The following is a 14,511-nucleotide window of genomic DNA, read 5'->3' as shown; positions in this document are numbered from 1 at the left end:
GCGTCCGGCCCGGCCGGTAGCGCGGGCAGCGCTGCGGGCGCCGCGAAGCCGGCCGTCAGTGCCGCCGCGCAGATCGCCGCGCTCGACCGCGCCGGCATCCCGCTGCGCCTGCGCGACGGCGAAAAGGTCAAGGTCACTCTCGGTCTGGCGCTGAGCTTCGAGGAGGTGCAGAACCCGAGCCTGCTCGACCGCGCCACCTCGTCCCTGCGCGAGACCCTGCTCGCCGCCGGCATGCAGGCCACCGCGGTCAACGGCTCGCCGGTGCTCGAGGCGCTGGTGCCGTTGGCGAAGCTGGAATGGGTCGCCGGCCTGCAATCGGTGGCCCAGGTGTCGCTGATGAAGATGTCGCAGACGGCCGTGTTCAGCGACGGCGCCACCGCCAGCAATCTCGATCACCTGCGCACGCTCGGCCAATACGCCGGAATCGCCGAGAATCTGCGCCGGGACTTGCGCGGCGAAGGCCTGAACATCGCCGTCATCGACCATTTCGGCAACCTCGACGGCGAGGTGGCGGCGCTGCAGGCGGCCGGCGAATGGCCGAGGAACACCGCCGCGCAGCCCAACAAGATCACCCTGCGCGCATTGCCGGGCCAGGCGTTCGGCCACCGCGGCGCGGCGCACGGCAATGCGGTCACCGAGATCGTCTACGACATCGCGCCCGCGGCCTCGTTCCGCGTCTACGACAGCTCCGGCGCGGCCGACTGGGTCAGCGCGGTCCAGGACGCGGCAAACCTCAGCGCCCAGAACGTCGCCCAGGGCGAACCGCGTTCGCAGGTCATCACCGCATCGCTGGGCTTCGATCTGTATGGGCCCGGCGACGGCACCGGCACCGGCAGCCCGCTCAAGGGCCTGTACGACGCCATCGAGGCCGCCACGCGCAACGGCGTGCTGGTGCTCAACGCCGCCGGCAACGAAGCGCAGGTGCATTGGGACGGCGCCAGCACCGCCGGCGCGGTCGCCAACGTGCGGCAGGATTTCGACCTCAGCGCGGCCGGCGTCGATACCGTCAATCGCCTGAGCCTGGGCGCCGACTACGGCGGCTGCATTCCGGTCGGTGCCTTCAGCGCGCAGGACCAGGGCGATTTCGAAGTCAGCGCGACTCTGGGCTGGAACGATTGGGCCAACGCCGACAACGTCACCGATGCCGACTATCGGCTGGAACTGGTGCGCTGGGCCGATGCGGTCCGCCGCCACGGGCGCGTGATCGTTCCGGCCGGCTGGGTCGTGGCGACGCAGTCCGACGACCTCCAGAACGGCGGCGCCGGCCAGACGCCGCTGGAGTACGTGTCCTTCGTTCCGTCCGCCGCCACCCGCACCGTCGAGTGCGACGGCGTATTCAACGCCAACCGCTTCGCCGGCGGCGGCAAGTTCGCGCTGCGCATCGTCCGCAAGACCGCCGCGGCGAACAACTTCCTGCGCCTGATGACCGGCGGCTACTACAAGCCGCAATACGCGCAGGCCGAGCGTTCGCTGATCCACCCCGCCGACTCGGCCAGCGTGATCACGGTGGCGGCGCTGGACGCGGCGACCTCGAACCTGGAGGGCTACAGCTCGCGCGGCCCGGTGCTGGCCGCCGGCGGCGCGCGCCCGAACGGACAGGCGGCGGGCAACGCCAAGCCCGACCTGGCGAATTTCGCCAACGTCGATACGGTGTCCTACGGCGACAACGAGTTCAACGGTACCTCCTCGGCGACGCCGCACGTGGCCGCACTGGCCTTGCTGGGCCTGCAGCATCAGCGCCAGCTGACCAATGCGACGGTGCCGGTGTTGCCGGCCAACCCGACGGCGCAGCAGCGTGCCGACCACGCCCTGGCGCTGCGCCAGCGCAACGTGGCCCTGGCCGGCTCGGTGCAGGACTCGCTGACCTATGTGGCCGGCACCGGCGGCAACGACCTCGGCGTCGCCGGCTTCGACAGCAGCTACGGCACCGGCCGGTTGAAGTTCCACGCGCAGTCGCAGGCCTGCTTCCTGTCGGCGCTGTACGACCCGGCCTACCGCGGCCTGTTGCCGGCGCAGGCCAGCCCGTTGCCGGCGGGCCAGAAGAGCTACGACGTGTTGCACGGCGAAAACGACACGGCGTGCTCGAATGCGGTCGCGCAATAAGGCGGCCATGCGTTAGAGCGGCCGTGCGGCAAGCGGCATCGGCCCGCGTCGCTTCGCGCGACGCGGGCCGTATCCAGGCGATTGTCCGAGGCCCGCCGCACGGCGGGCCTCTTGCGTCATGCGTCGCGCCTCAGCCCAGCGCGCGCAGCAGGCGCTCGGCCACCGCGCGCAACTGCGGCAGGCGTTCGCCGGCGTCGACCAGCTCGAATTCGACCCCGGTCAGCGCCAGCAACGCCAGCAGTTCTTCCGAGGTCTCCGCGCGCACGTGCAACAGACTGCTGTGCTCGTCGATGTGTTCGAGCACGCCGCACCACGGCGGCAGGGTCGGCGCCAAGGCCTCGGCCGAGCCGCGCAGGCGGGCGTGCACGACCTCGCCCTGCATGCCCTGGCTGAGGCTGCGCTGGACGTAGCCGGCGACGTCTTCGGGAAACTCGCGCGGGGGAAAGCCGGCGCCGCAGCGTGCACTGCCGATACGGTCGGCGCGGAACAGGCGCCAGTCGTCGCGGCTGCGGTCCCAGGCCAGCAGATACCAACGCCGCCCACTGCTGACCAACCGCAGCGGTTCGATCGTGCGCTTGCTGGGGCGGCCGCCGCGATCCTGATATTCGAGTTCGATCAGCAGGCGGTCGCGGCAGGCGCCGGCCAGTTCGGTCAGGGTGTCCACGTCGGGCGTGGCGGCGTCGTGGCGCAGCGACACGGTCACCGAATACAGCGCGCTGATCCGCCGGCGCAGGCGCGCCGGCATCAACTGGTCGAGCTTGCCGAGCAGGCCGAGCGCGGTGTCCTCCATGCGCGAGACGCTGCCGGTGGCGCTGCGCAGGGCCACCGCGACCGCGACCGCCTCGTCGTCGTCGAGCAGCAGCGGCGGCAGCGAGGTGCCGGCGGACAACTGGTAGCCGCCGCCGACGCCGACCGAGGCCTGGATCGGGTACCCCAGCTCGCGCAGGCGTTCGACGTCGCGGCGGACCGTGCGCGCCTCCACTTCGAGGCGGTCGCACAGTTCCGCGCCGGTCCAGTGGCGCCGTTGCTGCAGCAACGACAGCAGGCGCAACAATCGGGTCGAGGTCTTGAGCATGGTCTCAGTCTAGCGACTATTTAGGACATATCCTGTCCGCTATTCGTCGTATCCTGAGCCTGTCCCGCGGTACGCCCGCTCCGTCCACCAGGAATGCCCTCATGACCGTCCAGACCTACCAGTTGAGCTGCCACTGCGGCGCCGTGCGTTGCGAAGCCGATGTCGACCTGGCCGAAGGCAGCGGGCGCTGCAATTGTTCGATCTGCGCCAAGTTGCGCAAGTGGGGCGCGGTGATCCGGCCGAGCGCCTTCCGCCTGCTGGCCGGGGAGGACGCGATCAGCAATTACCAGTTCGGCGGCTTCGTCGCCCACCACCAGTTCTGCAAGCACTGCGGCGTGCACGTGTTCGGCAAGGGCTATGTCGAGGAGATCGGCGGCGACTACTACTCGGTCAACGTGGCCTGCATCGACAACATCGAACACGCCGAGCTCGCCGAGCTGCCGGTGGTCTATTTCGACGGCCGCCACAACAACTGGTTCGAAGTGCCCGCGGTGACGCGCCACCTTTGAACCGGGGGCGGCGAGCGCTGCGGCGCGGCTGTGCGAGGATGCACGGCCCGACCGCAGCCAGGCCGACGCGATGGATACCGAACGACTCAAGCGATGGTGCCGCGCCTACCCGGGCGCGGACGAGGTCTTGCACCCGGCGCCGTCGAATATCCTGGTCTACAGCGTCGGCAAGAAATTCTTCGCTTACTTCAAGACCAGCGAGCCCGAACGCTGGCGCTTCAGCCTCAAGGTCACGCCCGATCGTTTCGTCGAACTGACCGACATGCCCGGGGCCAAGCCGGCGCGCTTCATGGGCCGCTACCACTGGGTCACCATCGTCGATGTGCGCCGCCTGCCCGACGACTACCTGCGCGAGCTGGTCGACTGGTCGTACCGCAAGGCGCTCGGCGGGCTCAGCCGCAAGCGCCAGGCCGAAGCCCTGGCCGGCGCCGACGAGGCGCAGCGGCTCAGGCTGGCGCCGATCGCGCCGACGAAAGCTCGCCCAAGACTCGTAACGCTGCCGCGACGCGGGCATCGAGCGGATGGCCGTAGTTGAGCCGCAGGCAGTGGCCGTGGCCGCGATGCGCCGAGAAGATCGGCCCCGGCGCGATGCTGATGCCGCGGCGCGCCGCTTCGCGCTGCACGGCCAGGGCATCGCGGTCCTCGGGTAGTTCGATCCAGAGGAAATAGCCGCCGTCGGGGCGGGTCACCCGCGTGCCCTGCGGGAAATGTTCGGCGACCGCGGCCAGGTAAGCGCTCTGCTGCGCGGCGAGGGTCGTGCGCAGCCGCCGCAGATGGCGCTCGTAGCTGCCGCGCTGCAGATAACGCGCGATCGCCAGTTGCGCCGGCACGCAGGTCGCCAGGGTGTTGGTCAGCTTGAGCCGCGCCACCCGCTGGGTATAACGGCCGGCCGCGGCCCAGCCGATACGGTAGCCCGGCGCGAGGGTCTTGGAGAACGACGAACAGTGCAGCACCAGCCCGCGCCGGTCGTAGGCCTTGGCCGGCGCCGGCCGATGGCTGCCGAAGTGCAGCTCGCCGTAGACGTCGTCCTCGATCAGGGGCAGTTCGTGGCGCGCCAGCAGTTCGACCAACTCGCGCTTTTTTTCGTCCGGCAGGGTGCTGCCGAGCGGGTTCTGGAAATTGGTCATCAGCCAGCAGGCCTTCGGCGCGTGGCGTTCGATCGCGCTCGCCAGCGCGCCGAGCTCGATGCCTTCGCGCGGATGGGTCGGTACTTCGATCGCGTGCAGCCCATGGCGCTCGAGCACCTGCAGGGCGGCGTAGAAGCACGGCGACTCGACCAGCACCGCGTCGCCGGGCCGGGTCACCGCGGCGATGCACAGGTTCAGGGCTTCGATCGCGCCGTTGCACACGACCAGATCGTTGGCTCCGAGCTCGACCCCGCCGATGCGATAGCGCAAGGCGATGTGGCGACGCAGTTCGGCATTGCCCGGGGTCAGGTCGTCGACCGTGCTGCGCGGGTCCAGGTGCACCGCCTCGTGCGCCATCGCCCGCCCCAGCTTGGCGAGCGGGAACAGCGCCGGGCTCATGAAGGCCGAGCCCAGCGGCACGATGTCGTGCGCCATCGCCGACTCCAGCACCTCGAACACCAACTCGCTGACATCGACCGGCCGCGACTCGCCGTCCGGCTGCGAGGCCGCGTCGGGTTCCGGCGGCAAGGCCCGCGCCTGCTCGCTGACGTAATAGCCCGAACGCGCCCGCGACTCCACCAGCCCCTGCGCTTCGAGCAGGTAATAGGCCTGGAACACGGTGGACGGACTGAGCTGCCGCGCCGCGCTGGCCTGGCGCACCGACGGCAAGCGCTGCCCCGGCGACAACAGCCCCTGGCGGATCGAGCGGGCGATGTCGTCGGCGAGGGCCTGGTAGCGCTTCATGCGGGGGTCCGTGTGGCGGCTTCGTTCTCGAAGCGGAGGGGCGTGCTCTATCCCTTCTTCCGTGGCCCGCGACGGTTCCGGGTCGCCGCAACTGATATGTATTTTTATCCGAAATCTGATTCTACGTCTTCTGATCCGGTCTCGGCAGAATGGCTCCCGTAACAAGAGCCCCTCTCCGGACCCCGCCGCCATGAACCCGCAAGTCGAACTCAACCTGGCCCTGATCCTGTTCGTGCCCTGGTTTTCGATCCTGGCCTGGCTGTTCTGGGCCTACCCGCGCCAGCCGCGCGGCGGCGCCCGCACCGCCTTCGACAGCGCCAGCCTGATCCTGGCGACCCTGCTGGCCGGCTGGGGCATGCACTGGAGCATGCACAACGCCGACCCCAACGCCGGTGCGATCTGGAAGCAGGTGCTCGCCAGCTCCGTCGCCTATGGCCTGTTCCTGCTGGTCATGACCCTGGCCATCGTCGTGCGTTGGCGCTGGTTGCGCGCTCGCCGCGCGACCTCCACCGCTGAGCCGGCCGCTCAAGCGGACCCCCACCGAAACACCACCCGCCCGCTCGCGGGCAAGGTCGAATCATGAAGATCCTGTTCGTCGCCGCCTTCCTCGGGGTGATCCTCTACAACCTCGGCGCCGGCCTGTACTACATGCTGGTCGACCAGGGCACCAGCAAGCGCACGGTCAACGCCCTCACGCGCCGCATCGTCTTCTCGATCGTGCTGATCGGTCTGGTCGTGGCCGGCATCGCCACCGGTGTGGTCGAACCGCACGGCGTCGGCGCTTAAGCCCGCTGCCCGCGCGGGCTAAGCTGGCGGCATCACGCCGCCGAAGCCCGCGCAATGACCCAGCCCCGCATCGTCCGCAACGCCGACACCGCCGAGTACTACTTCGAAGAACGCTGCCACATCGTCGAGTGGTGGAATTCCAGCGACGACCCGCAGGCCTCGATCGCACGCGCCCGCGTCGAGCCCGGCGTCGCCACCCGCCTGCACCGCCTGCGCGGCACCAGCGAGCGCTACGTCGTGCTCGAAGGACAGGGCCGCGTCGAAGTCGGCGACCTGCCGCCGAGCCTCGTCGGCCCGGGCGACGTGGTGGTAATACCGCCGGGCGCGCCGCAACGCATCGCCAACCTCGGCGACGGCGACCTGCTGTTCCTGGCGATCTGCACGCCGCGTTTCGACCCGGCGAACTACGAAGACATCGATCCGGAGGCCGCATGAGCGCGGCCTCCGCGATCGGCTTGCGCGAGCGCTACCTGGGCTGTCTGCTGGGCCTGGCCTGCGGCGATGCGGTCGGCACCACCGTCGAGTTCAGCGCGCGCGGCAGCTTCGCGCCGCTGACCGACATGGTCGGCGGCGGGCCGTTCGGCCTGCGCGCCGGGCAGTGGACGGACGACACGTCGATGGCCCTGTGCCTGGCCGCGAGCCTGATCCACCGGCGCGGTTTCGATGCGCGCGACCAGATGAGCCGCTACTGCAACTGGCGCGAAGTCGGCTACATGAGCAGCAACGGCGAGTGCTTCGACATCGGCATGACCGTGAGTGCGGCGTTGACCCGCTTCATGACCGGCCACGATGCCTTCGCCGGCGACACCGGCCCGCGCGCGGCCGGCAACGGCGCGCTGATGCGGCTGGCGCCGGTGCCGATGCTGTGGCGCCGGCATGCCCACGCGACCCGGCACTACGCGGCCGAATCCACCCGCACCACCCACGGTGCCGACGAGGCGCTGGACTGTTCGCGCCTGTTCGCGATGCAGTTGCGCGCCGCGCTCATGGGCGCCGGCAAGGAGGCGGTGCTGACCCCGGCGATGCCGTCGCCGGCGAGCCCGAAGGTCGCTGCGATCCATGCCCGGGACTACGCCGGCAAGCGCGAGGACGCGATCGTCGGTTCCGGCTACAGCGTCGAGTCGCTGGAAGCCGCGCTGTGGTGTTTCCTGCACAGCGACGACTACGAGAGCGCGGTGCTGCGCGCGGCCAACCTCGGCGACGACGCCGACACCACCGCGGCGATCTGCGGGCAGTTGGCCGGCGCCTACTACGGTGTCGGCGCGATCCCGTTGCGTTGGCTGGAGCGCCTGACGATGCGAGAAGAAATCGCGGCGATGGCGGAGGCCTTGCTGGCGTTGTCGGAGAGCGATGCGGTGGAGGTCGCGGAAGCGATGGAAGGGCGAGCAGGAGCGAATTCTCCCTAGCCCTGCCTTTGCCGACAGCGCAGGGGATTCGCTTTTCGCTCGCCGGACGTCGCCGAGCTTCCGCGAGCCCTACCTCCCCCGCGGCTTCAACGCATCCGGCGCGGTTTCGTAGACCGGATCGGTCAGGCCCTGCAGGCTGCGGGCGCTGCCGCCTTCGACGTCGAGCACGACCACTTCGTTGCGGCCTTTACGCAACCAAGGGGCCGGCACGAACAGGGTCTGCTGCGGGCCGATCTTCCAGTAGCGGCCGAGGTGATGACCGTTGATCCAGACGTGGCCCTTGCCCCAGCCGCGGGTGTCGAGGAAGGTGTTGGCGACGCGGTCGAGTTCGAAACCGCCGCGCCAGAACGCCGGACCGGCCGGCGCGGTCTTGCTGGAATAGCGCAGGCCGCTGAGGTCGTTCAACGGCAACGGGTGCATGGTCCAGCCGTACAGCTCTCGCTTGCCGACCGTCACCGAACGGGTAATGCCTTTGCGCTCTTCGTCCAGGCGCGTGCCGAAATTGATCCGGCCCATGTTCTCGACCAGCAGGTCGAGCCGCTCGCCCGGCTTCAAAGCGGTCGCCAATTCGCGTTCGCCGAAGCGCCGGTCCAAGGCGCCGAGCGGCTTGCCGTCGGCCAGCACCACCGCGTAGTCGCGCACTTCGTCGACGACCAACCTGCCGCTCGCGCCCTGCGGCACGGTGTTGCGATAGAGCACGAAACCGTAGTTCTGGTCCAGCGCCTCCATCGTCCGCGGCAGCTGCGCGCGCACCGGACGGCTCAACGCCGGCAAGGCATCGAGCAGGCTCGCCGATTCGCGCAACTGGAACGGCGCGATCGCGATGGTCGGCGTGGCCGGCTCGACGATCGGCGGCAGGCGCTCGCCAGCATCGAGATGGCGTCCGATCACCTCGCGCAGAGCGCGGTACTTCGGCGTGATCCGGCCGGCCTCGTCGACCGGCGCGTCGTAGTCGTAGCTGGTGGTGTCGGGTTGATACGGCATGTCGCGGCTGTAGTTCGCGCCTGCCATCCAGCCGAAGCTGGTGCCGCCATGGAACATGTACAGGTTGAACGAGATGCCCTGGTCGAGGAACCAATCGACCGTGCTCGCCGCTCGCTCGGGCGGCGTGGTGTGGTGCTGCTCGCCCCAGTGGTCGAACCAGCCGGCCCAGTATTCGCCGACCATGCGCGGTCCGTTCGGGCGGAACGCCTCGAGGTGTTCGAACGAGGCTTTGGCGTCGGCGACGTCGCCGTCGAAGTTGATCACCGCGGTGACGCCGGGCAGCGGCCCGCCTTCGAAGTAATGCGGGCCGGCGCCGTCGGAGGTGAACAAGGGCAGGTCGAAACCGGCGGCGATCATCTGCCGCTTGATCGTTTCCATATAGTCGCGGTCGCGGCCGTAGGAACCGTATTCGTTTTCGACCTGCATCATCAGGATCGGCCCGCCGCGCGTGCTCAGCAGCGGCGCCAGTTCCTGGTGGGTGCGGCGCAGGTAGCGTTCGACCGCGCTCAGGAAGCGCGGGTCCATGCTGCGCACGCGCAGGCCCGGCGTGCGCAGCAGCCAGGCCGGGAAGCCGCCGAATTCCAGTTCGGTGCAGATATACGGCCCCGGGCGCACGATCACGTCGAGGCCTTCTTCCTTCGCGGTGCGGATGAAGGCGGCGAGGTCGAGGTTGCCGCTGAAATCGAAGCGGCCCGGCTCGGGTTCGTGCAGGTTCCAGAACACGTAGGTAGTGACCGTGTTGAGGCCCATCGCGCGCGCCTGCCGCAGGCGTTCGCGCCAGAACTCGCGCGGTATGCGCGGGTAGTGCATTTCGCCGGAACGGATCAGGTGCGGCTTGCCGTCGAGCAGGAAACGCTCGCCCTCGATGGCGAAACGCGGCGCGGCGAAACTGCCCGGCGAGGCGAAGGCGAGGCCCAGCCCGAGCAGGGCGGCGGCGATGCGGTGACGACGTGCGCGTTGGATCATGATCGGACTCGGTCGTTTAAAGGAAGCGGGCACGGCTTACGAACGCGCGGCGTACAGCGGCGGCAGCGAGTCGAGCCAGGCTTCGTTGAAGGCCTGCGCGGTGGAGGCGACCTGTGCGGCGGTGGCGCCGGGCTTGTACAAGGTGCCGCCGATGCCGAAACCGGCCGCGCCGGCCTTGCGCCAGGTCGCGAGCAGGTCGGTGTGGATGCCGCCGACCGGCAGCACCGCGGTGCCGGCCGGCAGCACCGCGCGCAACGCGCCCAGCATCGCCGGGCCGAGCGCATCGGCCGGAAACAGCTTCAGTCCGTCGGCGCCGGCGTCGAGCGCGGCCAGGCATTCGCTCGGAGTGGCCGCGCCGGGCAGGCTGAGCAGGCCGCAGGCCTTGGCGTAGCCGATCAGGGCCGGGTCGGTGTGCGGGCAGACCATCAGGCGCGCGCCGATCCGGGTCAGGGTGTCGACTTCGTCGGCGCGGCGGACGGTGCCGGCGCCGAGCAGGATCGTGTCGCCGAAACGCCGCTGCAGGCGGGCGATGCTTTCGAACGCGTCGGGCGAGTTCAGCGGCACCTCGATGATCCGCCAACCCGCGCCCCACAGCGCCTCGCCGACCGGCAAGGCTTCCTCCGGGGTGATGCCGCGCAGGATCGCGACGAACGGCGACTGGACCAGCCAGGCCGGCAGCGTAGTCGGCGGCGGCGCGGAGGACGGGGCGAGGGTCATACGAATCGGGCCGCCTTTGCGATGCGCCACAAGCCGCGGCAGAACGCGGTGTCGCCTTCGATGATGTAGTGGGGGACGCCGTAGCGGCGCAGCGCCAGGGCATAGGTGGCGGCGAGCTTGGCGCCGCCGATCACCGCGACTTCGCCGTCGCCGCCGGGCTCGCGGTTCGCGGCCAGGCATTCGTAGCCGATCAACAGGCCTGACAGGAACGCCGGCAGTTCCTCGACCGGCGCCGCGTCGCGGACGTTGCGCGCGCGCACGCCGAACAACTGGTGCAGCCAGTCCGGGCGTTCGCGGGCGGTATCGAGGCCCTTGACGAAGCCGCGTTCCGACCAGGCCTCGGCCGGCAGGCCGCGCCCGAGCAGGCTGTGATGGAGCAGCAGCGAATACAGCTCGCCGGTCGGATAGGTCGAGAAGCCGACCACGCCGCCGCCGACCACGCCGCCGCCGTCTAGGGTCAGCCATTTGCTGTGGGTGCCCGGCGCGGCGACGCGGCGGGTGCCGGGCGGCACGCCGAGCGCCTGGGTCTCCTCGCCGCGCATGACGTCGTCGAAACCGTCGCTGGCGCCGCTGACGCCCGGCACGATCGCGGCGCGGCGCTGCCTGAACTTCAGCGGCTGCAACGCTGCGGCCAGGGCCTCGGCGTGGGCGGGCAACGGCGCGTACGGCGCTTCCTGCCAGCCGCTGCGTGCGCCGACCATGCCGGCGAGCAGGATCGGCGCATCGCCGTCGTCGAGGTCGACGCTGAGCAGGTCGTCGAGCGCGGCGGCGAAGGCTTCGGGCGAATGCAGCGAGGCCATGCCGCGCGCACTCTGGCGGGTGGCGACGATGCCGCCGAGCGCATCGAAGGCGTGCACTCGCAGGTGGGTGGAACCCCAATCGACTCCGATCAGGGCGATCGCGGTGCCGGTGTGGGCGGTATGGCGATGCAGCGGCTCATCGAGCATGGCGTTCCTCCTCGCGGCGCAGGACGCGGCCGCGCCGTTCGCCGGTGGCGTGGCCATCGCGCAAGGCGCAGGCGCCGCCGACCCAGACCGCGCGGATGCCCGCGGCGGCTTGCCTGGGGTCGGCGAAGGTGGCGCGATCGGCGATGGTGGCGGGGTCGAACAGGACCAGGTCGGCGGCGAGCCCCGGCGCGATCCGGCCGCGCCGTTTCAGGCCGAACGTATCGGCCGACAGCGCGGTCATGCGCCGGATCGCCTCGGGCAGATGGAACAGGCCTTCGTCGCGGCAGTAGTGGCCGAGCACGCGCGGGAACGCGCCCCACAGGCGCGGATGCGGATGCGCGTCGTGCGGCAGGCCGTCCGAACCGATCATGGTGCGTTCGTGGCTGAGCACCCGGCGCACGTCGTCCTCGCGCATCTGGAAATAGACCGCGCCGGCCGGGTGCAGGCGGCGCGCGGCTTCCTTCTGCTCGACCCGCCATTCGGCGGCGATGTCGGCGAGGTCGCGGCCGGCCTGTTCGGGGTGCGGCGTCGACCAGCTCACCAGGATCCGGATCGCGCCGTCGACGTAGTCCGGATCGAGCACGGTCGAACCGGCGGTGTAGGGATAGGCGTCGAGGCCGACCCAGTGCCGGCGCCGGCGTTCGTCGATGCGCGCCAGGGTCTCGACGGTGCGGCCCCAGTTGGCCGGGCCGGCGCATTTGTGATGCGACAGCACCACCGGGGTGCGCGCGGCCTCGCCGGCGTCGATCGCCTCGTCGATCGCTACGAGCACGCCGTCGTATTCGTCGCGCACATGCGAGGTGTAGAGGCCGCCGTGCGCGCCGCTTTCGCGCACCAGCTCGATCACTTCGCTGTTCGGCGCGGCCCGGCTGGGCAGGTAGAACAGGCCGCTGGAAAAACCGAACGCGCCGGACTGCATCGCCTCGCGCAGGCGCGCGCGCATGCGCTCGAGCTCGGCCGCATCGGCGGCGCGCTCGAGGTCGGCCACCTCGGCGATGCGCAGGGTCGAATGGCCGACCAGCGCGGCGACGTTGACCGCCGGGCGCGCCGCGTCGACCGCATCGAGATACTCGCCGAAGCGTTCGAAACGGAAGTCGGCCTGGCGGCCGATCAGCGACAGCGGCGCCGGCGGCGCGCGGTCGGCGCGCCACGGCGCCAGACTGATCCCGCAGTTGCCGGTGATCACCGTGGTCACGCCCTGGCTGAGCTTGTTGAACACGCCCGGGTCGTCGAGCACGGCGCGATCGTCGTGGGTGTGCACGTCGATGAAGCCCGGCGCCAGGGCCAGCCCGTTACCGTCTTCGCGTTGGCGGCCGTGCAGGCGGCCGGGCGCGCCGATCGCGGCGATGCGCTCGCCGTCGACGGCGACATCGGCGCGATAGCCGGGGCCGCCGCTGCCGTCGAGCACCCAGGCGTCGGCGATGACCAGGTCGTGGGCGACCGTCGCGGCTGCGGGGATCGCGCTCACGAGCGCCCCGGGGCCTGTGCGCGCTCCACTTCGGCCTTGGCCCGGCGCGCCTTCTCCAGCACGCCCGGGTCCTGGCGCAGCGCGACCGCGATCGCGAGCATGTCGATCACCGCCAGCTGCATCAGCCGCGACACGCCGGGCGAGTACGGTGTCGCCGCGCTCGACGGCGGCAACAGCAGCGGCACGTCGGCGTCCCAGCCCAGCGGCGTGCCGGCCTGGGTCAGGGCGATGATGCGCGCGCCGCGCTGCTTGGCGATGCGCACGCTGTCGTTGACCTCGGGGCTGCGGCCGGACAGGGAAATCGCGAACAGCACGTCGCTGGCGTCGAGCATGCCCGAAGCCAGCCGCTGCAGATGGCCGTCGCTGTGCGCGGAGGCGGCGATGTCCAGGCGCAGGAAACGCAGGAAAGCGTCCTGCGCGACCACGCCCGAGCCCGAACCGACGCCGATGCAGCACACCCGGCGCGCGCCGGCGATCAGCGCCGCGGCGGCATCGAGCGCGGCCGGGTCGGTGCGTTCGCGCACATCGTGCAAGGCCGCCGAGATACTGTCGCAGACCTTGTGCACCAGGGTCGCGGCATCGTCGTCCTTGTCGATGGTGACGGCCTGGTACGGCACGCCGACGGCAAGGCTGTGGGCGAGCTGGACCTTGAACTGGCGCAGGCCTTCGCAGCCGATCGCGCGGCAGAAGCGGGTCACGCTGGGCTCGGACACGTTGGCGCGGATCGCCAGCGCGCCGATGCTGGCGTGGATCGCGAAGTCCAGGTCCGCCAGCACGGTCTCGCCGACCTTGCGCTCGGCGGGACGCAAGCGGTCGAGCGCGGCACGGATCTTGGGAATGAGGTTCTCGGACACGATGGCTTCGTTCCTCGGATGAAGGTCGGTTGCGTGGTCGGCGCGGCGAACGCAGTCCGTTCGCGCCGGCGCGGTCAGAAGAAAGTGTTGATCGCGCCGGTGACGCGGTAGCCGTCGTCGACCGTCAACAGCAACTGCCATTTGTCGAAGGTGGTGCAGGGGTGGGAGATGCCGGTCGCGACCAGGTCGCCGACCTGCAGCGGATGATCGTGCGGCAGCTCCAGGTACGCGTGCTGGTCGTTCATCTTGGCGATGCGCGCATCGCGCATCGGCCACGGCGCCGGTTCGCCGGGGCGATGCCAGCACAGCGGCCTGGGCAGGTCGATGTCGTAGGACGCATCGCGCTTGCCGAGAGTCAGCAGCGCCAACCCCGGCTCCGGACGCGACTGCACCGCCGCCCACACTTCCAGCGCCGGCTGCAGGCCGTGGCGGAAGCTGGCGTCGTGGCGGGTGCGCATCTCCTGCTGCAGGCCGTGATAAAAGCCGTGGTCGGAGGTGAGATAGCAGCCCGAGCGCAGCACCCGCCGCAGCGGAAGCGAGGTGTCGCCGACCATGGCGAAGGCGTCGGCGACGAAGTCGAAATAAGCCGAGCCGCCGGCGCTGATCAGGATCTCCTCGCCACCGAACAATCCTTCGCGGTCGCAGCGGCGGGTCAGTTCGACCAGTTCGGCGAGCAGGCCGCGCACGCGCGCCAGGTCGGCATCGCGATCGGCGCCGGCCCACAGGCCCTCGTAGCCTTCGATGCCGGCCAGGCGCAGCCCCGGGCTCGCGGCGACTTCGTGCGCGAGCGCGAGCGCGGCGTCGAGGCCGCGCACGCCGGTGCGG

At 70.5% G+C, this 14,511-nt stretch carries 15 protein-coding genes; 7 read left to right on the top strand and 8 right to left on the bottom strand.

All coding sequences use genetic code 11. From position 1 onward, the window contains the following. Positions 1-2,103, top strand: a 2,103-nt coding sequence (locus ACSAMQ_RS17140) for a S8 family serine peptidase (protein ID WP_435396819.1), incomplete at its 5' end; no start/stop codon positions are given. Positions 2,104-2,233: 130 nt separating this feature from the next. On the opposite strand, the gene ACSAMQ_RS17135 is transcribed toward ACSAMQ_RS17140, so the two are convergent. After that, positions 2,234-3,178, bottom strand: coding sequence for a helix-turn-helix transcriptional regulator (locus ACSAMQ_RS17135; protein WP_435396818.1), 945 nt, complete (start codon positions 3,176-3,178; stop codon positions 2,234-2,236). A 101-nt stretch (positions 3,179-3,279) separates the two neighbouring features. On the opposite strand from ACSAMQ_RS17135, the gene ACSAMQ_RS17130 reads away from it, so the two are divergent. Then, complete coding sequence (locus ACSAMQ_RS17130) at positions 3,280-3,687, top strand: GFA family protein (RefSeq protein WP_435396817.1); 408 nt, start codon at positions 3,280-3,282, stop codon at positions 3,685-3,687. A 70-nt stretch (positions 3,688-3,757) separates the two neighbouring features. After that, the gene (locus ACSAMQ_RS17125; protein ID WP_435396816.1) at positions 3,758-4,222 is read left to right on the top strand and encodes an MmcQ/YjbR family DNA-binding protein; all 465 of its coding nucleotides are present in this window, start codon (positions 3,758-3,760) and stop codon (positions 4,220-4,222) included. Here ACSAMQ_RS17125 and ACSAMQ_RS17120 read toward each other — a convergent pair. Beyond that, the gene (locus ACSAMQ_RS17120) at positions 4,134-5,558 is read right to left on the bottom strand and encodes a PLP-dependent aminotransferase family protein (protein WP_435396815.1); all 1,425 of its coding nucleotides are present in this window, start codon (positions 5,556-5,558) and stop codon (positions 4,134-4,136) included. The two genes, ACSAMQ_RS17125 and ACSAMQ_RS17120, sit on opposite strands and share 89 nt — an antisense overlap. A gap of 190 nt (positions 5,559-5,748) precedes the next feature. On the opposite strand from ACSAMQ_RS17120, the gene ACSAMQ_RS17115 reads away from it, so the two are divergent. From ACSAMQ_RS17115 to ACSAMQ_RS17100, 4 genes are read left to right on the top strand one after another with little or no spacing between them, the layout of a single operon-like run. Then, positions 5,749-6,141, top strand: a complete 393-nt coding sequence (locus ACSAMQ_RS17115; RefSeq protein ID WP_435396814.1) for a hypothetical protein — start codon at positions 5,749-5,751, stop codon at positions 6,139-6,141. Continuing rightward, a complete protein-coding gene (locus ACSAMQ_RS17110; RefSeq protein WP_435396813.1) occupies positions 6,138-6,344 on the top strand; it encodes a twin transmembrane helix small protein in 207 nt (68 codons plus the stop codon). Before ACSAMQ_RS17115 ends, ACSAMQ_RS17110 begins: the two co-directional genes overlap by 4 nt. A gap of 54 nt (positions 6,345-6,398) precedes the next feature. Beyond that, positions 6,399-6,779: a cupin domain-containing protein gene (locus ACSAMQ_RS17105; RefSeq protein WP_435396812.1), complete on the top strand. Its 381-nt coding sequence runs from the start codon at positions 6,399-6,401 to the stop codon at positions 6,777-6,779. After that, on the top strand, positions 6,776-7,750 hold the full coding sequence (locus tag ACSAMQ_RS17100) for an ADP-ribosylglycohydrolase family protein (RefSeq protein WP_435396811.1): 975 nt from the start codon (positions 6,776-6,778) through the stop codon (positions 7,748-7,750). The genes ACSAMQ_RS17105 and ACSAMQ_RS17100 overlap by 4 nt, the downstream gene beginning before the upstream one ends. A 69-nt stretch (positions 7,751-7,819) precedes the next feature. Here the strand turns inward: ACSAMQ_RS17100 and ACSAMQ_RS17095 are convergent, their stop codons facing one another. The 6 genes from ACSAMQ_RS17095 to ACSAMQ_RS17070 form a co-directional block, all read right to left on the bottom strand. Further along, complete coding sequence (locus ACSAMQ_RS17095; RefSeq protein WP_435396810.1) at positions 7,820-9,700, bottom strand: glycoside hydrolase family 35 protein; 1,881 nt, start codon at positions 9,698-9,700, stop codon at positions 7,820-7,822. A gap of 36 nt (positions 9,701-9,736) precedes the next feature. After that, positions 9,737-10,417: a 2-dehydro-3-deoxy-6-phosphogalactonate aldolase gene (locus ACSAMQ_RS17090; protein WP_435396809.1), complete on the bottom strand. Its 681-nt coding sequence runs from the start codon at positions 10,415-10,417 to the stop codon at positions 9,737-9,739. Next, positions 10,414-11,364, bottom strand: coding sequence for a 2-dehydro-3-deoxygalactonokinase (locus ACSAMQ_RS17085; RefSeq protein WP_435396808.1), 951 nt, complete (start codon positions 11,362-11,364; stop codon positions 10,414-10,416). Before ACSAMQ_RS17085 ends, ACSAMQ_RS17090 begins: the two co-directional genes overlap by 4 nt. Continuing rightward, entirely contained in the window at positions 11,354-12,832 is a 1,479-nt protein-coding gene (locus ACSAMQ_RS17080) for an N-acyl-D-amino-acid deacylase family protein (RefSeq protein ID WP_435396807.1), read from the bottom strand. Before ACSAMQ_RS17080 ends, ACSAMQ_RS17085 begins: the two co-directional genes overlap by 11 nt. Next, on the bottom strand, positions 12,829-13,686 hold the full coding sequence (locus ACSAMQ_RS17075) for a MurR/RpiR family transcriptional regulator (protein WP_435396806.1): 858 nt from the start codon (positions 13,684-13,686) through the stop codon (positions 12,829-12,831). The genes ACSAMQ_RS17080 and ACSAMQ_RS17075 overlap by 4 nt, the downstream gene beginning before the upstream one ends. A gap of 74 nt (positions 13,687-13,760) precedes the next feature. After that, positions 13,761-14,511 (bottom strand): hypothetical protein (locus tag ACSAMQ_RS17070; protein ID WP_435396805.1); only part of this gene is annotated, 751 nt, incomplete at its 5' end.

The sequence above is a fragment of the Lysobacter sp. 1R34A genome (assembly GCF_051217035.1).
Classification (GTDB): Bacteria; Pseudomonadota; Gammaproteobacteria; order Xanthomonadales; family Xanthomonadaceae; genus Lysobacter.
The sequence above is the reverse complement of the archived record's forward strand: the minus strand, read 5'-3'. Positions and strand labels throughout refer to the sequence as shown.